The sequence below is a fragment of the Pseudomonas sp. Z1-14 genome (genome assembly GCF_051132005.1).
Lineage (GTDB): Bacteria > Pseudomonadota > Gammaproteobacteria > Pseudomonadales > Pseudomonadaceae > Aquipseudomonas.
Window position 1 is genome coordinate 771,263 of record NZ_CP071646.1, and the last position, 22,212, is coordinate 793,474.

Consider the following 22,212-nt stretch of genomic DNA (forward strand, 5'->3'; position numbering starts at 1 on the left):
TGAACGCTCACCCCACCTCGAAGTCGTACCCCTTATGACGGCGGTTTCGCAAAACGCCGCGAGTACGACCAACCGTGAGGTGTTCCATGAGCGCGACCTTGTCCGAAGCGACGCAGGCGTCCTTCGTCCGTCATCCGATACGTCTGACACTCAATGGCGCCGTGCGTGAGTTGCAGGTGCTGCCCTGGACCACGTTGCTGGACCTGCTGCGCGAGCAACTGGACCTGGTAGGCAGCAAGAAAGGCTGCGATCACGGCCAATGCGGCGCCTGCACGGTGTTGCGTGATGGCAAGCGCATCAACGCCTGCCTGACCCTGGCGGTGATGTGCGACGGCGCTGAGTTGACCACCGTCGAGGGCTTGGCCAATGGCGATGAGCTGCACCCCATGCAACGGGCGTTCATCAAGCATGACGCGTTCCAGTGCGGCTACTGCACGCCGGGGCAGATCTGTTCGGCGGTGGGGCTGGCCAACGAGGGCCGGGCGCAGACCAGCGCCGAAATCAGCGAACTGATGAGCGGCAACCTCTGCCGATGCGGCGCCTACAACAATATTCGCGACGCGATCGAGGAAGCGCTTCCGCTCTGCCAGCCAACGGAGGGCGAGCGATGAATCCCTTTAGCTACAGCAAGCCCGACACCGTGCAGGCGGCCGTCGAGTTGTCCAGTGCGAATTCGCGCTTCATCGCCGGTGGCACCAACCTGCTGGACCTGATGAAGGAAAACCTCAGCCGCCCCCAGCACTTGATCGATATCACCGGTCTGCCTTTGACGGACCTCAGCGAGACCCCGTCGGGCGGGGTGATGATTGGCGCATTGGTGAGCAATGCCGATCTGGCCTGGCATCCGTGGATTCAACGGCGCTATCCGCTGCTCGCCCAAGCCATCCTGGCGGGCGCCTCGCCGCAGTTGCGCAATATGGCCAGCACCGGTGGCAACCTGTTGCAACGCACGCGCTGCTATTACTTTTATGACGCTTCCGTGCCGTGCAACAAGCGGCGCCCAGGCAGCGGTTGCCCGGCCCGAAGCGGCCTGAACCGGATCCACGCGATTTTCGGCGCCAGTGATCAGTGCGTGGCGACTCATCCGTCGGACATGTGCGTGGCCCTGGCGGCGCTTGAGGCGGTTGTTCATGTGCTGGGACGGGGCGGCGCGCGGACTATCGAATTCGCTGATTTTCACCGTCTGCCCGGTGACGCACCGGATCGGGACAACCAATTGGCCGATGACGAGCTGATCACCTACATCGAGTTGCCCCCAGCGGGTTTTGCTGAACATAGCCACTACCTGAAGATCCGTGACCGGGCCTCCTACGCCTTTTCGCTGGTTTCGGTGGCGGCGGCGCTGGAGCTTGATGGGCCGGTGATTCGCCAGGCTCGGCTGGCCCTCGGCGGTGTAGCCCACAAACCGTGGCGCGACAAGGCCGTGGAAAACTGGCTGGTCGGCCAGGCCGTCAGCCGCGAAACCTTTACGGCGGCTGCCGATGCGTTAATGCAGAACGCCGAGCCGCTGGAGCACAACGGCTTCAAAGTCAAACTGGCACGCCGGGCAATTATCCGCGCCTTGAGCGATGCCGCGCTGGTGGGGGGAACCACCCGATGAATGCATTGAGCAAAACCATAGGCAAGCCGCTTGACCGGACCGATGGCCTGCTCAAGGTCACTGGTCGGGCCCGATACGCCGGGGAGTATCCCGAAGATGGCCTGCTGCACGGCAGCGTCGTCTCCAGCGGTATCGCCCGTGGCCGGGTCGTGCGCATCGATGCTTCCCGAGCCCTGGCGCTGCCGGGCGTCGTCGCGGTGATCGACCATACCAACCGCCCGAAGATCGCCAGTTACGACGAGCCCTACCAGGATGCCGATGCCGCGGAGGGTTCGCCGTTCCGGCCGTTGTTCAACGACCAGGTCCTCTACAGCGGCCAGCCGCTCGCCCTGGTGGTTGCGGAAAATCTCGAGTTGGCGCGTTATGCCGGCTCGCTCGTTGAAATCGACTACGAGACCCAGGACCATCAGACCGATCTGACGATCCTGCAAAACGAAGCGCATCCGGCACCGGCCGAATTGCCCAAGCCCCGTGGGAATTTTCAGGGCGAGTACGCCAGCTCGGCACTCAGCGTTGATGTGTCCTACAGCACGCCGATAGAACATCACAACCCGATGGAGCCCCACGCTTCGACCGTTCTGTACCAACCCGACGGCAGCCTGCACATCCATGACAAAACCCAGGGCACGCAGAATTGCCAGGCCTATGTACAAGAGGTGTTCGGGCTGGAAAAAGAACAGGTGCGGGTGTTTGCCGCCTACGTTGGCGGCGCTTTCGGTTCCGGGCTGCGCCCGCAGTACCAGTTGCCGTTGGCGGTAATGGCCGCGCTGACGCTCAAGCGCTCGGTGCGGGTCAGCCTGACCCGTCAGCAAATGTTTACCTTCGGCTACCGGCCCCGGACCTTCCAGCGCGTGCAACTGGGAGCGGCGGCCAACGGACGTTTGCTCGCGGTGGCCCATAGCGCCGTAGGCCAGACGTCGCGCTTCGAGGACTTCACCGAGCATGTGGTGGAATGGAGCGGCATGCTCTATCACTGCGATAACGTCGAATTGAGTTACAAACTGGTGCCCCTGGACGTCTACACGCCGCTGGACATGCGTGCCCCCGGCGCCGCCCTTGGACTGATCGGTCTGGAGTGCGCCATGGACGAGTTGGCCTGCGCCCTGGCCATCGACCCGGTCCAGCTGCGCTTGATCAACTACGCCGAACGTAACGAGAACGAAGGCAAGCCGTATTCGAGCAAGGAGTGAATGTTATGCCCAGGGTGCCGACCGTTTCGGTTGGAGCAAGCGCAATCCGGAGCCGCGCAGCATGCGCGCAGGGCGGCAACTGGTAGGTTGGGGCATGGCCGGGGGTGTTTGGGAGGCCATGCAGCAGAAGGCCAGCGCCCGAGCGTCGCTGGATCCCAACGGCAAGCTGACCGTCAGCAGCGCGACCACTGACATCGGCACCGGTACCTATACCGTCATGACCCAGATTGCTGCCGAGACGTCCGGCGTTTCCTTGGAGAATGCCACTTTTGTGCTTGGCGATTCGTCGCTGCCGACCGCACCGCTGCAGGGCGGTTCGTTTACCGTCTCGTCAGTCGGCACCGCAGTGCAGCAAGCCTGTGAGGCGCTGCGGGAAAAACTGCTCGCCGTGGCTCGGCAGACTTGCCCGGCCTTCAGCGGCGCAACCCTTGAGCAAGTGACGTTTGTCGACGGTGAGCTGCGCATGGGGGAGGCCAGTGTCACCCTGGCGGAGCTCGCTCGGAACAGCGGCGAGACGCCGTTGCAGACACAGGTCACGGCCCAGCCGGATGAGAAACGCCAAGCCTATGCCACCGCTACGCATTCGGCTGTGTTCGTCGAGGTGCTGGTCGACGAAGACCTGGGCACGGTGAAGGTCAACCGCGTGGTCAGCGCCATCGCGGCCGGGCGGGTGATCAACCCGAAAACCGCCCGCAGCCAGATTCTCGGTGGCGTGGTCTGGGGCGTCGGCATGGCCCTGCACGAAGAAACCCTGACCGACCACGCCCTGGGCCGGCACATGAACCACAACCTGGCCGAATACCACGTGCCGGTCAACGCCGACATCGGTGACATCGACGTGGTGTTCGTCGATGAACAGGACGACATCGTCAATGCGCTGGGGTCCAAGGGCGTCGGTGAAATCGGCATCGTGGGCGTGGCGGCGGCGGTGGCTAATGCCATTTACCATGCGACCGGCAAGCGGGTGCGGGACTTTCCCATTACGCTGGATAAATTGCTCTGATGGAGTGGTGAATAACAGTGAGCCTGTGGGACTTCGGTTCCACAGGCTGGAGAGCAGTGGTTCAAACGCCTGCTGAGTTCAACGGAGAGCCTCCAGTTGTCATGCGTCCCGCTCAGGTGGGGGCTTGTCGAACAGCGGGTTGTCGCTCTTGAATAATCTGTTCAGGGCTCCTTGATATGGGTGTTGACCGCTGCTTTCTCCTCGGTGGGGGCGGTGGGCTTGGCCAGTGAGGTATCGCCCTTGAAGAGTTCGTTCCAGAAGTTTTCACTATCGGTAACAGGTATTTTGAGGTCCATTGCTATATCAAGCAGCAGCCTGGCTTCGTAATCGGCTGGATACTGCGATTGTTCAATGGCGGGCAAGCCACGGTAATGCTCGAGCACATTCTTGTAGAAATCGGTCATTTTTCCTGTGTTGCTGGATTCCATCCCCGACTTGGCGATGACTATCTGCCGCCATGCCTCTTCCTGCTGGCCTACTTCATGTTGCGCAGAGCGCCGCTCATTGACGGTAAAAGCGCCGCTGTCATCGTAAATGATCAAGGTCAGTTGATCTCTCGGCATCCCGGAAAAAGGATTTTTGCCTCGGCCGTCTGTGACGACTCCGTTGATGTATTCAGTGGCCTGTCTGGCACGCGCCAAGAGTTCGGGGTCATCGGTATCAGGAACTTCAGCATCATATCTGGCTTTGGTTTCAATATAATCCTCACCCAATTTTTCTGCTGTGCTCATGGCCAAGGCGAAAAGCTCTTTCCTGCTCAGGCTAGCGTCCCGCGCCTCTGCGCGTTCAGCAGCCTCGCTCAATTGGCGTGAGAGCGGAGAAACGGTGCTGCTGTCATCACCTCCGGTATTTACCGGGTCGTGAATGATATTCAGATTATCGCTGACGGTGGCTTTGGCTCCGGTTGCTTTATTCAGAGTAGGAGCGCTGTGGATCATGAAGTTGACATTGGAAATTGCCATGGCAGTCACCTATTCCTGGCGAGGTATTTGGATATTGGTTTACCGAGTTCAGCCCTGAAAAGACTTCGAATTCGGACAGTCCTCACTTCATAGTGATTTGCACTGCCCATTCATAAGTTCTGAAGTCTCTGGACAGGACTGTGATAGTGCAGATAGCACCGCCACTCGGAGTAGCAGACTCCTTCCATCTTGGAATCTTGGAGCCTCCTGAACCTGCAGTCGCCACGAAAGTAGTTGAATAAACACACTCCTTGCTGCCCATTTTGTAGCGCAAACTTGCAAAGTTGGCATCTGGAGAGGTTCGACTTTGCACCTTGTAGGTGTTGGATTGGTCTGCTTTTATTGATGACGTGGGGGTGGGGTTGGAATTGTTCCTGGTGGAGGCTTCGTTGTTGTTTGTAACGGTGTATGTCGCGTCCTTTGTGCCAAGGTTCTTGAATGTGACGGTTACGGTTGGCCCAGCCATAGCTGAAGCCACGGAGAAAATTGTCAATGCAAGAGTTGTTATTATCCAGTTCGATGCGCGCATGGTTCGTTCCCTGTATTAATTTTTATACAGCGTTGCCGGTATTGCTTCACGGAGGATGTTTTTTGCATGGTGTGACGCTAAGTGGTTTTTTGCAATGCCAATAAGTCTGCGTATGTTAATAAGGGAAAGATACGTAAGAAGATTTACTCTGGCGTGTAGTAAGTAAGTTGTTTATATAAACAAGCAGGTTTGGCCCTTAGGACTCTTCCCACAAATACTGCCGAAAAGGCCCAATGCATTCCTCAACTCGGATGCCCAAGAATCGAACAGAGAAAAATCGGCCAAACCCAGCAAGCCCGCAAGGCCATACCCACAGGCAAAAAAGCTTAGCGGTCCCCGAAGCAATACGCCCTAGGCTTTCGTTTCGACAACCGGCTCGTGCATGCGGTCGCGGTTGGCCAGGGTCGGGAACAGTTTGATCCAGGCCCCGGTCACCAGCAGCGTGCCGACGCCGCCCATGACCACCGCTGGCACCGTGCCGAACCAGTGGGCGGTCAGGCCGGATTCGAATTCGCCCAGCTGGTTCGAGGCGCCGATGAACAGGCCGTTCACGGCGCTGACCCGGCCACGCATTTCGTCCGGCGTTTCCAATTGCACAAAAGAGGCGCGGATGACCATGCTGATCATGTCCGCCGCGCCCAGCACCACCAGTACCGCCAAGGAAAACCAGAACGAAGTGGAGAGGCCGAAGGCGATCGTGGCGACGCCGAACACGCCCACCGCCGTGAACATCACCCGGCCAACCTTGCGCTCGACGGCAAACCGCGCCAGCCACAACGACATCAGCAAGGCACCCACCGCCGGTGCCGAGCGCAACAGGCCCAGGCCCCAGGGGCCGGTGAGCAGGATGTCCTTGGCGAATACCGGCAGCAGCGCCGTTGCGCCCCCCAGCAATACCGCGAACAGGTCCAGGGAAATCGCCCCGAGAATATCCTGCCGGCTGCGGATGAAGCGGATACCCGCCAGCAGCGAATCCAGGGTCGCCTTGCCTTTGTTCAACGGCGTCTGCCGCGCGGGCAGGTTGAGCATCAGGCCGCAGGCGATGAGGTAGAGCAGCACGGTTGGCCCGTAGACCCAGACGCTGCCGAAGGCGTACAGCAAACCGCCCAGGGCGGGTGCGACGATGGTCGCCGATTGCTGTGCCGACTGCGCAGCGGCCACGGCGCGGGGAAACAGCGCGGAAGGCACGATGCTCGGCAGCAGCGCCTGGGTCGTCGGCATTTCGAAGGAGCGGGCCGCGCCCAGCAGGAACGCCAGGATGAAGATCATCTCGCGCGTAACATTATCGGTGGCGCTGCCGATCACCAGCGCCACGGCAATCGTCGCCTGCAGGGATTGGCAGATGGCCGCGACCTTGCGCCGGTCATACCGATCGGCCACATGCCCGGTGTGCAGCATGAACAGCACCCGCGGTGCGAACTCGACCAGCCCTACGAGACCCAGGTCCAAGACGTTGCCGGTCAGTTGATAGAGGTTCCAGCCAATGGCCACGGTGAGCATCTGGAAGCCGCTCGCCGTGAAGATCCGGGCCAGCCAGAAGGCGATGAAAGGTCGGTGGTGACGGAGCAGCAAGGGCGCTTGGCTGGGCATCTATGACGGGTCCGGTAACGTGAAGAGCGAGATTATCACCGAGCTGTAACTGGAAGTTGCGGCGGCTGGAAAAATAGTTAGCCAAACATCGATCTTGGACAGTTTGGAGCTTTAGTGGCGAGGGAGCTTGCTCCCGCTGGGCTGCGCAGCGGCCCTCGATTTTTGACGGTCGCTACGCAACCGAGCGGGAGCAAGCTCCCTCGCCACGGGGGCCGTGCAGGTTTGGGAAATCCAGACTTGGAACAGGATGACAGCACTGAGACAACCTGCCACGCGACAAAAGACCACGCCGTCCATCGGCAAATATGGGTCTACTCTTTGAACATTGCTTGATCCAGATCAATGCCTGCAAAGGCGTTGCGCTGGGGCCACCCGGCCAGAATCCTGCGTTGTGACGGTTCTAAAAAAAGAACGATTTGAAAAGCATCACACTCCATATCCCCAGGGAGCTGTGATGCAAGCCCCGCCCGCAGCCGGTTTTACCTGACAGAGGAAGACTTATGTTCGGTTTGGAGGCGCTCGATCTCGCCCGAATCCAGTTCGCATTCACCATCTCGTTCCACATCCTGTTCCCGGCCATCACCATTGGCCTGGCGAGCTACCTGGCGGTGCTCGAAGGGCTGTGGCTGAAGACGCGTGACGACACCTACCGCGACCTGTACCACTTCTGGTCGAAGATATTTGCCGTCAACTTCGGCATGGGCGTGGTGTCCGGGCTGGTCATGGCCTATCAGTTCGGCACCAACTGGAGCCGTTTTTCGGACTTCGCCGGTGCGGTCACCGGGCCGTTGCTGACCTATGAGGTGCTCACGGCATTCTTCCTGGAGGCGGGTTTCCTCGGGGTCATGTTGTTCGGCTGGAACCGCGTCGGCAGGGGACTGCACTTCTTCTCCACGGTCATGGTGGCGATCGGCACCCTGATCTCGACTTTCTGGATTCTTTCCTCCAACAGCTGGATGCAGACTCCGCAGGGCTACGAAATCATCGATGGCCGGGTCATCCCGGTGGACTGGCTGGCGGTGGTGTTCAACCCCTCGTTCCCTTACCGCCTGTTGCACATGTCGGTCGCGGCATTTGTTGCCACGGCGTTCTTCGTCGGATCGTCGGCGGCCTGGCATTTGCTCCGTGGTCGCGATAATCCGGCCATTCGCCGCATGCTTTCCATGGCGATGTGGATGGCCCTGCTGGTGGCGCCGGTGCAAGCGGTCATCGGCGACTTCCACGGGCTCAACACGCTCAAGCACCAGCCGGCAAAAATCGCCGCGATCGAGGGGCATTGGGAAAACGTCGGCGACGAGCCCACTCCATTGATTCTGTTCGGCTGGCCGGACATGGAAGCCGAGGAAACCAAGTTTGCCGTTGAGATCCCTTACCTGGGCAGCCTGATCCTGACGCACTCGCTGACCGATCAAGTGCCGGCCCTGAAGGAGTTTCCGCCGGAGGACCGGCCGAATTCGACCATCGTGTTCTGGTCGTTCCGGGTCATGGTGGGCCTGGGGCTGCTGATGATTTTCACCGGCCTGTGCAGCCTCTGGCTGCGGCGTGGTGAACGGCTCTACCAATCCCGGCCATTTTTGCACCTGGTGCTGTGGATGGGACCGTCGGGCTTGATTGCGATTCTCGCGGGCTGGTTCACCACGGAAATCGGCCGCCAACCCTGGGTGGTCTACGGCCTGATGCGCACGGCGGATGCCTCGTCCGGCCACAGCTTTGCGCAAATGAGCTTCACCCTGATCATGTTCGTGGTGGTGTATTTCGCGCTGTTCGGTGCGGGCCTGAGCTACATGCTGCGCCTGGTGCGCAAGGGCCCAGTGGCTCACGAAGCCGAGCCGAGCGATGGCGGTCCGGGCCAGAAACGCACCCCGGCCCGTCCATTGTCGGCCGCCAACGAAGGCGACGACGAAGTGGACCACAACGACAGCTCGCACAAGGGGAATTGAGATGGGTATTGATCTTCCGCTGATCTGGGCCGTGGTCATCATCTTCGGCATCATGATGTACGTGATCATGGACGGCTTCGACCTGGGGATCGGCATTCTTTTCCCCTTCGTCAAGGGCGAACGCGACCGCGACGTGATGATGAATACCGTCGCGCCAGTCTGGGACGGTAACGAAACCTGGCTGGTGCTGGGCGGCGCCGGGCTGTTCGGGGCGTTTCCGCTGGCCTATTCGGTGGTGCTCTCGGCGCTGTACCTGCCGTTGATCCTGATGCTCATCGGCCTGATCTTCCGGGGCGTGGCATTCGAGTTCCGTTTCAAGGCCAAGGCCGAGAAGCGGCATTTGTGGGACAAGGCGTTCATCGGTGGTTCGCTGACGGCGACCTTTTTCCAGGGCGTGGCGCTGGGGGCATTCATCGACGGTTTCGAGGTGGTCAATCGCCAGTTTGCCGGTGGCTCCCTGGATTGGTTCACGCCGTTTACGGTGTTCTGCGGCCTGGCGTTGATCGCCGCCTACGCTTTGCTCGGCTGTACCTGGCTGATCATGAAGACCGAAGGCAAGCTGCAAGAGCAGATGCACGATCTGGCCAGACCACTGGCATTCGTGGTGCTCGCCGTGATCGGCATCGTCAGCATCTGGACGCCGCTGGCTCACGCCGACATCGCGGCACGCTGGTTCACCCTGCCGAACCTGTTCTGGTTCCTGCCGGTGCCGATCCTGGTGCTCGTCACCATGTACGGCTTGTTCCGCGCCGTGGCCCGCAACGCCAACTACACGCCGTTCATTCTGACGCTGGTGTTGATCTTTCTTGGCTACAGTGGCCTCGGCATCAGCTTGTGGCCAAACATCGTGCCGCCATCCATTTCGATCTGGGACGCCGCGTCACCGCCCCAGAGCCAGGGCTTCATGCTGGTCGGCACGCTGTTCATCATTCCGTTGATCCTGGTGTACACCTTCTGGAGCTACTACGTGTTCCGCGGCAAGGTCACCCATGACGATGGCTACCATTGACCGACCTGTGAGGTGCCGAGAATGGCCAAGCCTGACTTGAAAGACATCGAAGCCGCTGAGAAAAAACCGTTATGGCAGCGGCTCGGCTGGCTGGTGGCGATCTGGGCCGGGAGTGTGCTGGCGCTGTTCATCGTTGCCAGCCTGATGCGGATGTTCATGAACGCCGCCGGGCTGACGACTCATTGAGCGGACCGCACTGAATGCCAGGGCTACTTGCGGGCCTTGAGAATCACGAATTTTGGCGTGGCGGCGACCTGCTCGACCCCCCGGAACAGCCGAGCCAGCTTGCTGTGGTAGCCCAGGTGCCGGTTGCCGACGATGTACAGCGCGCCGCCAACCACCAACGCCTCGCGGGCTTGCTGGAACATCCGCCAGGCGAGGAAATCGCCGACCACTTGCTGCTGATGGAAGGGTGGATTGCACAGCACCACGTCCAAGGATTGCGGCGCTTGTCCGGCGAGTCCATCGCCGGCCCGCAGGGTCACCTCACGCTCGCCGAGGGTCGCTCGCCAGTTTTCAGCGGCCGATTGGACCGCCATGTAAGACTCATCCACCAACGTGTACTGGGCCTGCGGGTTGTGCAGGGCGCTGGCGATAGCCAGCACGCCATTGCCGCACCCCAGGTCCGCCACCCGCGCCGTGCCGAGGTTTTTTGGCAGGTGTGGCAAAAAGGCGCGCGTGCCGATATCCAGCCCTTCGCGACAGAATACGTTGGCGTGATTGAGTAACTCGATTTTCGGCTCATCCAGCCAATAGCGAGTGGGGTAGGGAGAGGCGGTGGTGGTCCTGGTTTGTGGCGTGGCAATCAACAGGCGGGCCTTCTTCACCGCCAACGAGGCCTGTACCGGGCCGATATAGCGCTCCAGCAGATCGCCAGCGGCCCGTGGCAGATGCTTGACCATCGCGGCGGCTATGACCTGAGCGCCTGGAGCCAGTTGCTCTTGCAGCCGGATCAATTGCTCTTCCAGCAGGGCCAGGGTCTTGGGTACTTTGATCAGGACACGGTCGAACGGCCCTGTCAGCGGTTCGCTGGCGGGCACGATCGGTACCGCATCGAAGGGCAAACCGTTGCGCGCCAGGTTTTTCTCCAACGCCTGTAGGGCAAGGAACGAGTCGCCGCTGCTGGTGACCTTGACCTTGCCGGCCAAGCTCGCCGCCAGGGCCCCGAAGCCGTCATTGAGTACCAGAACGCGGGTATCCGCTCCCGGCTGCTGTTCGGCCAGGTACGCAAGCAAATATTCATCGGCTGCGTCGAATGCCTGCAGTGGTTCGTTCTGCTGTTCGGGTTGGCGGATCAGGTCGAGTTGGGCGAAGGGACTGTCTAGCAAGGGCATGGCGGGGACTCTGGCAAATCAACGAATGTCCCGCTGCCTGGAGGCAGGTGTCTCAGCGGGACCGCCTGAATGAACTGCGTCGCGTGCCTGGCACGTCATCATTCAAGTGGAACCGTGGATGTTACGTTTTTTTACTGGGCATTACTCGTGGGTTTTTTCAGGGGGCTGTTCTGCTTTGCTGATCAGATCATGTGGATATGGGCCGCCTTGGCAACCGCCGAGATTTTGTTGGTCACGTTCAGTTTCCGCATGCAGCTGTTGACATGGAAATTCACGGTGCGCTCGGAAAGACAGAGGATCCTGCCGACTTCCGATGCCGTCTTGCCTTCGGCGGACCATCTCAATACTTCAATTTCCCTTGGCGACAAATGGACTGTCTGTGACGAAGGCTCGGCGTCGGACATTCGCCGGCCTGCCAGCGCATGCAACCGTTGGCTGGCGAAAATGGCATAGCCCAGGTTGCCATAATGCTCCTCCGGGTCGATGGGGCGTTGCATCCTGGCGAGACTGAACAGACTGTAATAGGTGCCCCGTTCCTCATGGACGGCTTGTGTCCAGCCATGGCTGAGTCCTTGATGTTCCAGTTCCTGCCATAACTCGGGCGCCTCGCAAAAAATATCTTCACTCCAAAGAATTGGCAGTGATGAATGATTGCAGTGTGCCAGTATTGGATCGTTCGCGGCATAACCGTTTTGTTTGTACAGCTTGTTCCATCCGTAAGGGTAGTTGTTGATATTGATCTGATGCCTGTGTCTGTCCGTAAGAGTCGGGTATGCAGCGAAGGCGCAGTATTCAAATCCCTGATAATTAAAGAAGTTTTGTACGAGGCGATAGGCTTTTTGCAAGTCCTGTTCGCACGACAATTTTCGCAATTGCAAATCTTTCCATGCATCCATGGCGTTCTCCTGAGTGTCGTGGATCCAATTGAAGCTGCGAAAAATTAGTGTAGGAGATTTCCTCAATGTTAGGTATTTTTTTTGTCGATGTTAGTTGTTTATGGACTGGGTCGAGTTTTTACGATGTTTTTCGATACGCTGTTTAGTTTTTGTATAAGGCTGATGAAAGATTCTTCCATTAATGTTTAATATTCAGTTCAATACCATTACTGATCGTAAGTGGTTAACGTGCTTGGTTTACGGGACAATACGGTCCTCGTCCCATTGGAGAGGCTCATGACCGACAGCGCAGAAAAGTTTACCCGCCAAACCCTGATCGATGTGCAGCCCCTGACGCCTCACCTGTTTACCCTGCGTACCACCCGGGATCGCGGCTTTCGTTTCCGGGCTGGCCAGTTTGCCCGACTGGGGGTGGTGAAGGCGGACGGCACTGCCGTCTGGCGGGCTTATTCCATGGTGTCTTCGCCGTTCGACGAGTTTCTCGAGTTTTTTTCCATCGTCGTCCCGGACGGCGAATTCACCAGCGAGCTCAGCCGGTTGAAGCCGGGGGATAGCTTGTTGGTCGAGCGCCAGGCCTTTGGTTACCTGACGCTGGACCGTTTTGTTGACGGTCGCGATTTGTGGCTGTTGTCCACCGGGACAGGGGTCGCCCCGTTTCTTTCTATCCTGCAGGACTTCGAGGTCTGGGAAAAATTCGAGCGAATCATCCTCGTTTACAGCGTCCGCGAGTCACCGGAATTGGCCTATCAGGCCTTGATTGATGCGTTGCCCCGGCGAGACTATCTGGCGGAATACGCCCATAAGTTTCGCTTCATTGCGACGGTTACCCGTGAACAGCACCCTGGCGCCCTCAACGGACGCATCACCACACTGATCGAAAATGGCGAGCTGGAACAGGCCGCCGGTGTCGCGCTGACGCCAGAGCATTCGCGGGTCATGTTGTGCGGCAACCCGCAGATGATTGACGACACGCGCAAGATGCTCAAGGCCAGGGGCTTGCAACTGAGCCTCACGCGGCGGCCCGGCCAGGTGGCGGTGGAAAATTACTGGTGAAAAAAATGGCGCCCGTGGGACGCCATTTTTGGGCCGGCGAGAATGCTCAAGGCCTCTCGTTCTGAGCCTTGAGCAGGTCGCGGATCTCGCTGAGCAATTGTTCTTCCTTGGTAGGAACAGGCGGCGCGCTCGGAGCGACGGCTTCTTCGCGCTTCAAGCGGTTGATGGCTTTGACGCCCATGAAAATGGCGAAAGCCACGATGATGAAATCCACTGTCGTCTGGATGAATTTGCCATAGGCAAGCACCACCGCTGGCGTATTTCCCTCGGCCGCCTTGAGCGTGATCGCCAGGTCACTGAAATCCACTCCGCCGATCAGCAGGCCGAGCGGTGGCATGACCACGTCGCCAACGAATGACGAAACGATTTTGCCAAAAGCAGCACCAATGATGATCCCGACGGCCATGTCGACGACATTGCCTTTGACCGCGAAGGCCTTGAACTCGCTTAGCACGCCCATGAGTTGTTCCTTGTGACAGATGAGGTTTATAGCCGCAGTGTAAGTCAGCTAAACGGGTCTTGCCTGACATGCATGCTTACAAAGCTTGCCAGTTATCGACCCAGCACCTCGCAAAAAGTTTACAAAGTGCCACCAATCGCGCGTGATACGCGGTTCAGGGCCGATTCCCCATATTGTTTTTTCTATCAGGTCGGTACGGCATTTCTATTTAGGTTTCGGTTTGTCGAGCACTAGCCTCTGAAAGGCGCACATGGATGCGCTCTATAAAATCAGAGGAAACTCACATGAACACTTCCCTTGGCCTTGGTGCTTTTTCCAACCGCCATACCCTTGTTGTGCTGACCGCCAGCCTGTTTTCCCTGTCCGTCAATGCCGCCACCCTGACCCGGGATAATGGCGCGGCAGTGGGCGACAACCAGAACTCCCAGACCGCCGGCCCCAACGGCCCGACCCTGCTGCAGGATGTGCAACTGATCCAGAAGCTCCAGCGTTTTGACCGTGAACGGATCCCCGAGCGTGTGGTGCATGCCCGCGGTACCGGTGCGCATGGCGAGTTTACGGTATCCAATGACCTGAGCGACCTGACCAAGGCCAAGGTATTCGCCGCCGGGCAGGTCACGCCGGTGTTCGTCCGTTTTTCCGCCGTGGTGCACGGTAATCATTCGCCTGAGACGCTGCGTGATCCTCGAGGCTTCGCCACCAAGTTCTACACGGCCGATGGTAACTGGGACTTGGTCGGGAATAATTTCCCGACGTTCTTTATCCGTGATGCGATCAAGTTTCCCGACATGGTCCATGCGTTCAAGCCCGACCCGCGGACCAACCTGGACGATGATTCGCGTCGTTTCGATTTCTTTTCCCACGTACCGGAAGCCACCCGCACGCTGACCGAGCTGTATTCCAACTCCGGCACCCCGGCCAGTTATCGCGAAATGGACGGCAATGGCGTGCACGCTTACAAACTGATCAACGTCAAAGGCGATATCAGTTACGTGAAGTTCCATTGGAAAAGTTTGCAGGGGTTGAAAAACCTTGATCCAAAAGAAGTAGTGAAAGTTCAAGGGAAGGATTACAGCCATATGACGAATGATTTGGTCAGTCATATCAACAAGGGTGACTTTCCAAAGTGGGATCTGTACGTTCAGGTGCTCAAGCCGCAAGACTTGTCGAAGTTCGATTTCGATCCGCTGGACGCCACCAAGATCTGGCCGGATGTGCCTGAGCGAAAAGTTGGGCAGATGGTGTTGAATCGTAATCCGGCGAATGTTTTCCAGGAAACCGAACAAGTCGCGATGGCCCCGGCCAATCTGGTCCCGGGTATCGAGCCTTCCGAGGATCGCCTGTTGCAGGGTCGGGTCTTCTCGTATGCCGATACGCAAATGTACCGGGTCGGGCCGAACGCGTTGCAGTTGCCCATCAACGCGCCCAAGGTCGCAGTAAACAATGGCAACCAGGACGGTGCGATGAATTTCGGCAGCACCAGCACTGGCGTGAACTACCAGCCGAGTCGCTTGATGCCGCGCGAAGAGCAACCTGCGGCGCGCTATAGCCAGGCAGCGCTGACCGGCAGCACCCAGCAAGCGAAAATCCAGCGCGAGCAGAACTTCAAGCAGGCGGGTGATCTGTACCGCTCGTTCAATCAGAAGGAGCGCAATGACTTGATCGAAAGCTTCGGTGGGTCATTGGCAACGACTGATGATGAGAGCAAGCACATCATCCTGTCGTATCTCTACAAGGCTGACCCCGAATACGGCACCGGCGTGGCTCGTGTCGCCAAAGGCGACCTGGCGCGGGTCAAGGCGCTGGCCGAGAAGCTGAGCGACTGATCGACCTGTAAGGAGCAAGTTTGCTCGCGATGCGGTGCCCAGGCAGGCCGCGTTGTCTGGATCGCGAGCAGGCTCGCTCCCACAGGCCTGCGTCATAAGGAGAAGCCTGATGCGAAATTTTCTTCTATCGGTACTCGTGACCTGGTCGGTGGGCGTGTTGGCCGAGCAGCCTGTACCCGCCGATCCGGCTGCGGTGCGGGAACAGCTGCAAGGCTATTATTTCGACGCCGCACGCCGGGGTGATGTTCCGATGCTCGATACGTTCATCGAGGCCGGTTACTCGCTCGACACCCGGGATGAAAAGGGCTATACGGCGCTGATCTTGGCGGCTTATCACGGCCACGCGCCCGCGGTGGAGCGGCTGTTGGCCGCTGGCGCCGATGCCTGCGCCCAGGACAAACGCGGCAATACTGCGTTGATGGGCGCCATCTTCAAGGGTGAAGTCCAGATCGCCCGCCGTTTATTGTCCACCGAGTGCAGTCCGGACCAACGCAACGGTGCCGGACAGACCGCTGCGATGTATGCGGGCCTGTTCAAGCGTGACGAATTGCTCGATGCCTTGAAGGCCAGGGGCGCCGACCTGGAGGCCAGGGATCCGCTGGGCAATAGCGCGGCGGATCTGGCGAAGGGCGAAATCAGAATGCCGGCCCCGCAGTAAAGCCTGGCTAGGCTATCATCGCGGTTTTTACCCGGAGTTCAGATGGCCAAGGCAAAGCGCATGTACGGCTGCACCGAGTGCGGCTCGACCTTTCCCAAATGGGCTGGCCAATGCAGTGAGTGCGGGGCCTGGAATACCCTGACCGAAACCATGGTGGAAAGCGGCGGGGCGGCGGCACCCACCGGGCGCACGGGTTGGGCTGGGCAACAAGCCCAGATCAAGACCCTGGCCGAGGTCAGCGTCGAAGAAATCCCGCGCTTTTCCACGGCGTCCGGCGAACTGGATCGCGTGCTGGGCGGCGGTCTGGTGGATGGTTCGGTGGTACTGATCGGCGGAGATCCGGGCATCGGCAAATCCACCATCCTGCTGCAGACCCTGTGCAATCTCGCCACTCGCATGCCGGCGCTGTATGTCACTGGCGAAGAATCCCAGCAACAGGTCGCGATGCGCGCACGACGGCTGGGGTTGCCCCAGGATCAGTTGCGCGTCATGACCGAGACTTGCATCGAAACCATCATCGCCACGGCGCGCCTGGAAAAACCCAAGGTGATGGTGATCGACTCGATCCAGACGATTTTTACCGAACAGCTGCAATCGGCACCGGGCGGGGTGTCCCAGGTGCGCGAAAGCGCGGCGTTGCTGGTGCGTTATGCCAAGCAGAGCGGCACGGCGATCTTCCTGGTCGGCCACGTCACCAAGGAGGGCGCGCTGGCGGGCCCTCGGGTGCTGGAACACATGGTCGACACCGTGTTGTATTTCGAAGGCGAATCGGACGGTCGCCTGCGTTTGTTGCGAGCGGTGAAGAACCGTTTTGGCGCCGTCAACGAATTGGGCGTGTTCGGCATGACTGACCGGGGCCTGAAGGAAGTCTCCAACCCTTCGGCGATTTTTCTCACGCGTGCCCAGGAAGAAGTCCCGGGTAGCGTGGTCATGGCGACGTGGGAAGGCACTCGACCGATGCTGGTGGAAGTCCAGGCGCTGGTGGATGACAGCCACCTGGCGAACCCGCGCCGGGTCACCCTGGGCCTGGATCAGAACCGGCTCGCCATGCTCTTGGCTGTCTTGCACCGACACGGCGGCATTCCTACCCACGATCAGGATGTGTTCCTCAACGTGGTGGGCGGGGTGAAGGTATTGGAGACCGCCTCCGACCTGGCGTTGATGGCGGCCGTGATGTCCAGTCTGCGCAATCGGCCGCTGCCGCATGATTTGCTGGTGTTCGGTGAGGTCGGGCTTTCGGGTGAAGTGCGGCCAGTGCCCAGCGGGCAGGAGCGGCTCAAGGAGGCTGCCAAGCATGGCTTCAAGCGCGCCATCGTGCCCAAGGGGAACGCGCCGAAGGAAGCGCCGGCGGGGTTGCAGATCATTGCCGTGACGCGGTTGGAGCAGGCGTTGGATGCTTTGTTCGAATAGCGGCTTGTGCAGGCCTTTTGTGGCCAGGGAGCAAGCTCTCTCGCCACAGGGGAGCTCGGTGCCGTCAGATATGAATCAGCGCCGCCAGCTCCCGCTCCAGCTCGTCATGGTCGGCCAGATTCAGCTCTACCAGCCGACGTAGATGCGCAATGGAATCCAGGTCGATGTGTTCACAGACAAAGCCCAAGTGACCATGGTCGTCGTGAGTCAGCCGGACTTCCATCTTGACCTCAGCCTCAGGGCTCAAATGAATATCAGCCATGAAGGACTTTTCGGGGTCACCAATCCAGGGTTCGGGCTTTTCGATCAGCAGCCCCTTGAGGGATAGATCCAGCAGCTTTACCGGCCAGATGAACGGCCCTTGGCTCAGTTCGGTCTTGGCATGGAACTCAATTCGTACGAAGCGGCGGCGTTCGCTCATTACGCAATCCCTCTGGAGATTCACTGACTATAGACCCTGCTGGCGCAGCATCGTGCCCGTTTGGCCATTGGCAGACGAATGTCGGGTATGGCCTTTACGCCGGTAAGCGCTAAACTCGGGTGGCTGTCTTTCTTGTCCACCCTGGCTGGAATAAAAAAATGAAAAACAATAATAGCCTGCTACGCCATCTGCCCTGGCTACTGCTGGCCGTCGTAGGCGCGTGCGCCCTTGGCGTCGTGGCCCTGCGCCGCGGAGAGCCGATCAACGCCCTCTGGATCGTCGTCGCGGCCGTGGCCATCTACCTGGTCGCCTACCGCTACTACAGCCTCTTCATCGCCAACAACGTGATGCAACTCGATGCGCGCCGGGCCACGCCCGCCGTGCTCAACAACGATGGCCTGGACTATGTCCCGACCAACAAACACATCCTTTTCGGCCACCACTTCGCGGCCATTGCCGGCGCGGGGCCGCTGGTCGGGCCGGTGCTGGCGGCGCAGATGGGCTATCTGCCCGGCACGCTCTGGCTGATCGCCGGCGTGGTGCTGGCCGGTGCGGTGCAGGACTTCATGGTCCTGTTCCTGTCGACCCGCCGCAACGGTCGCTCCCTGGGCGACATGGTGCGCGAGGAAATGGGCCGCATCCCCGGTACCATCGCGCTGTTCGGCTGCTTCCTGATCATGATCATCATCCTCGCGGTGCTGGCGCTGATCGTGGTCAAGGCCCTGGCCGAGAGCCCGTGGGGCATCTTCACGGTGATGGCGACCATCCCGATCGCGATGTTCATGGGCATCTACATGCGCTACATCCGCCCGGGCCGCATCGGTGAAATCTCGCTGATCGGCGTGCTGTTGCTGCTCGGTTCGATCTGGCTGGGCGGGCAGATTGCCGCCGACCCGGTCTGGGCCAAGGCCTTCACCTTCACCGGGATCCAGATCACCTGGATGCTGATCGGCTACGGCTTTGTCGCCGCGGTGCTGCCGGTGTGGCTGATCCTGGCGCCACGGGACTATTTGTCGACCTTCCTCAAGATCGGCACCATCATCGCCCTGGCGATCGGCATCCTGGTGACCATGCCCGAGCTGAAAATGCCGGCGCTGACCCAGTTCACCGACGGCACCGGACCGGTGTGGAAGGGCGGTCTGTTCCCGTTCCTGTTCATCACCATCGCCTGCGGCGCGGTCTCGGGTTTCCACGCGCTGATCTCCTCGGGCACCACGCCCAAGCTGCTGGATAACGAAACCAACGCCCGCTACATCGGTTACGGCGGCATGCTGATGGAGTCGTTCGTGGCGATCATGGCGATGGTCGCGGCCTCGGTGATCGAGCCGGGCGTGTACTTCGCCATGAACAGCCCGGCGGCGATCGTCGGTACCGACGTGGTGGCCGTGGCCCAGACCGTCAGCAGTTGGGGTTTTGCAATCACCCCCGACGCGCTGCAAGCGGTGGCCAAGGACATCGGCGAGACCACCATCCTGGCCCGTGCCGGCGGTGCGCCGACCCTGGCGGTGGGTATCGCGCAGATCCTCCACTCGGTGCTGCCGGGTGAGAACACCATGGCGTTCTGGTACCACTTCGCGATCCTGTTCGAAGCGCTGTTCATCCTCACCGCGGTAGACGCCGGCACCCGTGCCGGGCGGTTCATGCTGCAGGACCTGCTCGGCTCGTTCGTCCCGGCCCTCAAGCGCACCGAATCGTGGACCGCCAACCTGATCGCCACCGCCGGCTGCGTCGCGCTGTGGGGTTACTTGCTGTACCAGGGCGTGATCGATCCGCTGGGCGGCATCAACACCTTGTGGCCGCTGTTCGGCATCTCCAACCAGATGCTGGCCGGTATCGCGCTGATGCTCGCCACCGTGGTGCTGATCAAGATGAAGCGCCAGCGCTACGTCTGGGTCACGCTGCTGCCGGCCAGCTGGCTGCTGATCTGCACCACCACCGCAGGCCTGATCAAGCTGTTCGACGCCAACCCGGCGATCGGCTTCCTGGCCCTGGCGCGCAAATACAACGATGCCCTGGCCGCCGGCCAGATCCTGGCCCCGGCCAAGAGCATCGAGCAGATGCAGCACGTGGTGTTCAACGCCTACACCAACGCAACGCTGACGGTGTTGTTCCTGTTCGTGGTCTTCAGCATCCTGTTCTACGCCCTCAAGGTCGGCATCGCCGCCTGGGGCACGAAAGAACGCACGGACAAGGAAGCGCCATTCCAGGCGCTGCCGGACGCTTGACAGGGGATTGCAACGATGTTCAATGACTTGAGTCGCCTCGGTAAATACCTCGGTCAGGCCGCCCGCCTGATGGTCGGCATGCCCGACTACGACAACTACGTCGAGCACATGCAAACCAAGCACCCCGACAAGCCGATGATGGACTACGAGGCGTTCTTCCGAGAACGCCAGGAAGCCCGTTACGGTGGCAAGGGTGGCCCCAAATGCTGTTGAACTGAAGTAATCCCCTGTGGGAGCGAGCCTGCTCGCGAAAGCGGAGTGTCAGTCAAGGATGATGTCGACTGGCCTGACGCCTTCGCGAGCAGGCTCGCTCCCACAGTTGTTTTTGGGGCAGACTCAGGATTCGCATGCGCTACAAAGGCTCCCTCCCACAGGAGTTTGTGTGCCTTATTTTAATTCGAAACAGGAGATCCAGTGTGTCCTCTCCCATCCCGGTCACGATCCTCAGCGGCTTTCTCGGTGCTGGCAAGACCACGTTGTTGCGTCATCTGCTCAAGGCCGAGCACGGCCTGAAAATCGCCGTGATCGAGAACGAATTCAGCGATGCCGGCATCGACAGCCAGTTACTGGGCGACGATCCGGTGCAAGTCATGACCCTGGCCAACGGTTGCGTGTGCTGCACCATTCACACCGATCTGACCAAGGCCCTGTACCTGTTGCTCGAGCGGCTGGACAGCGGTGAAATCGCCTTCGACCGCCTGGTGATCGAATGCACCGGCCTCGCCGATCCAGCCCCAGTGGCCCAGACCTTCTTCATCGATGAAGACCTGCGCGAACGCTACATTCTTGACGGCATCCTGACCCTGGTGGACGCCGCCCACGCCGAGGTCCACCTGACCCAGGCCATCGCTCAGGCACAGGTCGGGTTTGCCGATAGGCTGCTCCTTAGCAAGACCGACCTGGTGGATACAGCCCATGCCGAGGCGCTTGCCGAGCGCCTTACCCGGATTAACCGACGGGCGCCGATCCGAGTGGTCGAGCACGGCAAGATCGATCTGGCCGAGTTACTCGACATTCGCGGCTTCAATCTCAACGCGGACCTGGGCGGCGGGCTCAGCCTTCGCCCGGTCGCCAAGGCCACCACGGCCGATCGCATCAGCAGCCTCGTGCTGCGCACCGACAAGCCGCTGGATATCGACAAGCTGAGTGCGTTCATGAACCAGCTGCTGGAAGAGCACGGCAAGCAATTGCTGCGCTATAAAGGTGTGCTGAACATTGCCGGCGAACCCCGCCGACTGGTGTTCCAGGGCGTACTCAAGCTGTACGGTTTCGATTGGGACACCGAATGGGCGGAGGGTGAAGCTCGGGAAAGCGTGATCGTATTTATTGCTGACGAATTGCCTGAAGAGAAGATCCGCGCTGGTTTCGATGCTGCGCTATTCTGACGATCGCGTGTCCCTAAGCGCCACGAGGCCTGCTCCGGATAGCCAGAGTCAGGCCCCGGCTCTTCGGATCAGGACTGCTCAAGGAGAGTTAGCAGGAACGTTATCTTTGCATTTTCGTTTGTCTCGGCGAGATAGGTATAAGGGGATCCGCGCCGCTTGGATCTACCGATATATTTATCGGTCGCAGTCCTCAAAGTGATGAGGGTGTGGGCTGCTTTTAAACTGTCTCGGGTAAGTAAGTTGTTGTTCTGATCCATCAGGCTGAACAAGGCGGCGTCTTCAAAGTTTGCAGTCGTCACGCCAAAGTGGTTGCGCCAAGTCACGCCGATATATTTGTCCTGATGCTCGCCTGTGTTTTTTATAGTCAGTGCGTATCCGGCTTCGGTGTATCGAAAACGTAGCCTTAGCGGCTTCCGATCCAGACGCGGATCTCTGGAGACAGCACCCAGAAGCGTCGAGTGGTCATGGGGCTGGGGCCTGCCGGTAAAGAAGCCTCCGCTGAACTCGGTCAAGGTTGCGAGTGCGGGTTTACCATGCAGCTCTTCAAGCAGGTTTATATGCTCGCCGGAAGTTCTTAGTACGACATCGAAAGATGATTGATTGTCCATGTGTTGAAGTATTCCTTAAGGTCGATTGATCAAGTGAGGAATACTTATATTATTTTTTCTGTTGGAGGGGGATATTTGAAGTGTTGCCAGTTTTAATGGCTCTGTAGAGGCTG

At 59.6% G+C, this 22,212-nt stretch carries 20 protein-coding genes and 1 pseudogene; 13 read left to right on the plus strand and 8 right to left on the minus strand.

Features of this window, described 5'->3' with window-relative positions; genetic code table 11:
• The first annotated feature begins 86 nt into the window (after nt 1-86).
• The 3 genes and pseudogenes from J3P89_RS03650 (at nt 87) to J3P89_RS03660 (ending at nt 3,793) form a co-directional block, all read left to right on the plus strand.
• Complete coding sequence (locus J3P89_RS03650) at nt 87-611, plus strand: (2Fe-2S)-binding protein (protein WP_434571674.1); 525 nt, start codon at nt 87-89, stop codon at nt 609-611.
• Entirely contained in the window at nt 608-1,600 is a 993-nt protein-coding gene (locus tag J3P89_RS03655) for an FAD binding domain-containing protein (RefSeq protein WP_434696743.1), read from the plus strand. Before J3P89_RS03650 ends, J3P89_RS03655 begins: the two co-directional genes overlap by 4 nt.
• Nucleotides 1,597-3,793: pseudogene (locus J3P89_RS03660) on the plus strand (xanthine dehydrogenase family protein molybdopterin-binding subunit). Before J3P89_RS03655 ends, J3P89_RS03660 begins: the two are co-directional and overlap by 4 nt.
• 161 nt (nt 3,794-3,954) lie before the next feature.
• Here J3P89_RS03660 and J3P89_RS03665 read toward each other — a convergent pair.
• From J3P89_RS03665 to J3P89_RS03675, 3 genes are all read right to left on the minus strand, one after another.
• Nucleotides 3,955-4,755, minus strand: coding sequence for a hypothetical protein (locus J3P89_RS03665; protein WP_434696744.1), 801 nt, complete (start codon nt 4,753-4,755; stop codon nt 3,955-3,957).
• A gap of 82 nt (nt 4,756-4,837) precedes the next feature.
• On the minus strand, nt 4,838-5,284 hold the full coding sequence (locus tag J3P89_RS03670; RefSeq protein ID WP_434696745.1) for a hypothetical protein: 447 nt from the start codon (nt 5,282-5,284) through the stop codon (nt 4,838-4,840).
• A 351-nt stretch (nt 5,285-5,635) separates the two neighbouring features.
• Complete coding sequence (locus tag J3P89_RS03675; protein WP_434696746.1) at nt 5,636-6,874, minus strand: MFS transporter; 1,239 nt, start codon at nt 6,872-6,874, stop codon at nt 5,636-5,638.
• Nucleotides 6,875-7,374: 500 nt separating this feature from the next.
• Between J3P89_RS03675 and J3P89_RS03680 the strand changes: the two genes are divergently transcribed.
• The 3 genes from J3P89_RS03680 to J3P89_RS03690 are packed head-to-tail and all read left to right on the plus strand — an operon-like array spanning nt 7,375 to nt 10,009.
• On the plus strand, nt 7,375-8,814 hold the full coding sequence (locus J3P89_RS03680) for a cytochrome ubiquinol oxidase subunit I (protein ID WP_434571681.1): 1,440 nt from the start codon (nt 7,375-7,377) through the stop codon (nt 8,812-8,814).
• A 1-nt stretch (nt 8,815) separates the two neighbouring features.
• Nucleotides 8,816-9,823, plus strand: a complete 1,008-nt coding sequence (cydB, locus tag J3P89_RS03685; protein ID WP_434696747.1) for a cytochrome d ubiquinol oxidase subunit II — start codon at nt 8,816-8,818, stop codon at nt 9,821-9,823.
• Between the two features lie 21 nt (nt 9,824-9,844).
• On the plus strand, nt 9,845-10,009 hold the full coding sequence (locus J3P89_RS03690) for a DUF2474 domain-containing protein (protein WP_434605841.1): 165 nt from the start codon (nt 9,845-9,847) through the stop codon (nt 10,007-10,009).
• A gap of 23 nt (nt 10,010-10,032) precedes the next feature.
• Here the strand turns inward: J3P89_RS03690 and J3P89_RS03695 are convergent, their stop codons facing one another.
• Nucleotides 10,033-11,157 carry a methyltransferase gene (locus J3P89_RS03695; protein ID WP_434696748.1) on the minus strand — a complete coding sequence of 375 codons (1,125 nt, stop codon included), beginning with the start codon at nt 11,155-11,157 and terminating at the stop codon, nt 10,033-10,035.
• A 182-nt stretch (nt 11,158-11,339) separates the two neighbouring features.
• Nucleotides 11,340-12,053, minus strand: coding sequence for an autoinducer binding domain-containing protein (locus J3P89_RS03700; RefSeq protein ID WP_434696749.1), 714 nt, complete (start codon nt 12,051-12,053; stop codon nt 11,340-11,342).
• Nucleotides 12,054-12,329: 276 nt separating this feature from the next.
• On the opposite strand from J3P89_RS03700, the gene J3P89_RS03705 reads away from it, so the two are divergent.
• On the plus strand, nt 12,330-13,106 hold the full coding sequence (locus J3P89_RS03705; RefSeq protein WP_434696750.1) for a ferredoxin--NADP reductase: 777 nt from the start codon (nt 12,330-12,332) through the stop codon (nt 13,104-13,106).
• A gap of 46 nt (nt 13,107-13,152) precedes the next feature.
• Here the strand turns inward: J3P89_RS03705 and mscL are convergent, their stop codons facing one another.
• Nucleotides 13,153-13,566, minus strand: a complete 414-nt coding sequence (gene mscL, locus J3P89_RS03710; RefSeq protein WP_434571690.1) for a large-conductance mechanosensitive channel protein MscL — start codon at nt 13,564-13,566, stop codon at nt 13,153-13,155.
• 284 nt (nt 13,567-13,850) lie between these two features.
• On the opposite strand from mscL, the gene katB reads away from it, so the two are divergent.
• The 3 genes from katB (at nt 13,851) to radA (ending at nt 17,460) form a co-directional block, all read left to right on the plus strand.
• Entirely contained in the window at nt 13,851-15,392 is a 1,542-nt protein-coding gene (gene katB, locus J3P89_RS03715; RefSeq protein WP_434696751.1) for a catalase KatB, read from the plus strand.
• A 109-nt stretch (nt 15,393-15,501) separates the two neighbouring features.
• Nucleotides 15,502-16,050 (plus strand): ankyrin repeat domain-containing protein, encoded by a 549-nt coding sequence (locus J3P89_RS03720; protein WP_434696752.1) that lies wholly within the window; start codon nt 15,502-15,504, stop codon nt 16,048-16,050.
• Between the two features lie 42 nt (nt 16,051-16,092).
• Nucleotides 16,093-17,460: a DNA repair protein RadA gene (gene radA, locus J3P89_RS03725; RefSeq protein ID WP_030140305.1), complete on the plus strand. Its 1,368-nt coding sequence runs from the start codon at nt 16,093-16,095 to the stop codon at nt 17,458-17,460.
• Between the two features lie 64 nt (nt 17,461-17,524).
• Here the strand turns inward: radA and J3P89_RS03730 are convergent, their stop codons facing one another.
• A complete protein-coding gene (locus J3P89_RS03730; RefSeq protein ID WP_434571697.1) occupies nt 17,525-17,881 on the minus strand; it encodes a PilZ domain-containing protein in 357 nt (118 codons plus the stop codon).
• A 158-nt stretch (nt 17,882-18,039) separates the two neighbouring features.
• Between J3P89_RS03730 and J3P89_RS03735 the strand changes: the two genes are divergently transcribed.
• From J3P89_RS03735 to yjiA, 3 genes are all read left to right on the plus strand, one after another.
• Entirely contained in the window at nt 18,040-20,106 is a 2,067-nt protein-coding gene (locus J3P89_RS03735; RefSeq protein ID WP_434571699.1) for a carbon starvation CstA family protein, read from the plus strand.
• A gap of 15 nt (nt 20,107-20,121) precedes the next feature.
• Nucleotides 20,122-20,319 carry a YbdD/YjiX family protein gene (locus J3P89_RS03740; protein ID WP_003182142.1) on the plus strand — a complete coding sequence of 66 codons (198 nt, stop codon included), beginning with the start codon at nt 20,122-20,124 and terminating at the stop codon, nt 20,317-20,319.
• A gap of 203 nt (nt 20,320-20,522) precedes the next feature.
• On the plus strand, nt 20,523-21,491 hold the full coding sequence (gene yjiA, locus J3P89_RS03745; RefSeq protein ID WP_434696753.1) for a GTPase: 969 nt from the start codon (nt 20,523-20,525) through the stop codon (nt 21,489-21,491).
• A gap of 68 nt (nt 21,492-21,559) precedes the next feature.
• Here yjiA and J3P89_RS03750 read toward each other — a convergent pair whose 3' ends face one another.
• Nucleotides 21,560-22,099 carry a hypothetical protein gene (locus J3P89_RS03750; protein WP_434696754.1) on the minus strand — a complete coding sequence of 180 codons (540 nt, stop codon included), beginning with the start codon at nt 22,097-22,099 and terminating at the stop codon, nt 21,560-21,562.
• Nucleotides 22,100-22,212: the final 113 nt, after the last annotated feature.

Bases quoted from the DNA above. Each gene is read 5' to 3' on its own strand.
- J3P89_RS03650 (WP_434571674.1), top strand. From the start codon at position 87: ATGAGCGCGACCTTGTCCGAAGCGACGCAGGCGTCCTTCGTCCGTCAT.
- J3P89_RS03655 (WP_434696743.1), top strand. From the start codon at position 608: ATGAATCCCTTTAGCTACAGCAAGCCCGACACCGTGCAGGCGGCCGTC.
- J3P89_RS03665 (WP_434696744.1), bottom strand. From the start codon at position 4,755: ATGGCAATTTCCAATGTCAACTTCATGATCCACAGCGCTCCTACTCTG.
- J3P89_RS03670 (WP_434696745.1), bottom strand. From the start codon at position 5,284: ATGCGCGCATCGAACTGGATAATAACAACTCTTGCATTGACAATTTTC.
- J3P89_RS03675 (WP_434696746.1), bottom strand. From the start codon at position 6,874: ATGCCCAGCCAAGCGCCCTTGCTGCTCCGTCACCACCGACCTTTCATC.
- J3P89_RS03680 (WP_434571681.1), top strand. From the start codon at position 7,375: ATGTTCGGTTTGGAGGCGCTCGATCTCGCCCGAATCCAGTTCGCATTC.
- cydB (WP_434696747.1), top strand. From the start codon at position 8,816: ATGGGTATTGATCTTCCGCTGATCTGGGCCGTGGTCATCATCTTCGGC.
- J3P89_RS03690 (WP_434605841.1), top strand. From the start codon at position 9,845: ATGGCCAAGCCTGACTTGAAAGACATCGAAGCCGCTGAGAAAAAACCG.
- J3P89_RS03695 (WP_434696748.1), bottom strand. From the start codon at position 11,157: ATGCCCTTGCTAGACAGTCCCTTCGCCCAACTCGACCTGATCCGCCAA.
- J3P89_RS03700 (WP_434696749.1), bottom strand. From the start codon at position 12,053: ATGGATGCATGGAAAGATTTGCAATTGCGAAAATTGTCGTGCGAACAG.
- J3P89_RS03705 (WP_434696750.1), top strand. From the start codon at position 12,330: ATGACCGACAGCGCAGAAAAGTTTACCCGCCAAACCCTGATCGATGTG.
- mscL (WP_434571690.1), bottom strand. From the start codon at position 13,566: ATGGGCGTGCTAAGCGAGTTCAAGGCCTTCGCGGTCAAAGGCAATGTC.
- katB (WP_434696751.1), top strand. From the start codon at position 13,851: ATGAACACTTCCCTTGGCCTTGGTGCTTTTTCCAACCGCCATACCCTT.
- J3P89_RS03720 (WP_434696752.1), top strand. From the start codon at position 15,502: ATGCGAAATTTTCTTCTATCGGTACTCGTGACCTGGTCGGTGGGCGTG.
- radA (WP_030140305.1), top strand. From the start codon at position 16,093: ATGGCCAAGGCAAAGCGCATGTACGGCTGCACCGAGTGCGGCTCGACC.
- J3P89_RS03730 (WP_434571697.1), bottom strand. From the start codon at position 17,881: ATGAGCGAACGCCGCCGCTTCGTACGAATTGAGTTCCATGCCAAGACC.
- J3P89_RS03735 (WP_434571699.1), top strand. From the start codon at position 18,040: ATGAAAAACAATAATAGCCTGCTACGCCATCTGCCCTGGCTACTGCTG.
- J3P89_RS03740 (WP_003182142.1), top strand. From the start codon at position 20,122: ATGTTCAATGACTTGAGTCGCCTCGGTAAATACCTCGGTCAGGCCGCC.
- J3P89_RS03750 (WP_434696754.1), bottom strand. From the start codon at position 22,099: ATGGACAATCAATCATCTTTCGATGTCGTACTAAGAACTTCCGGCGAG.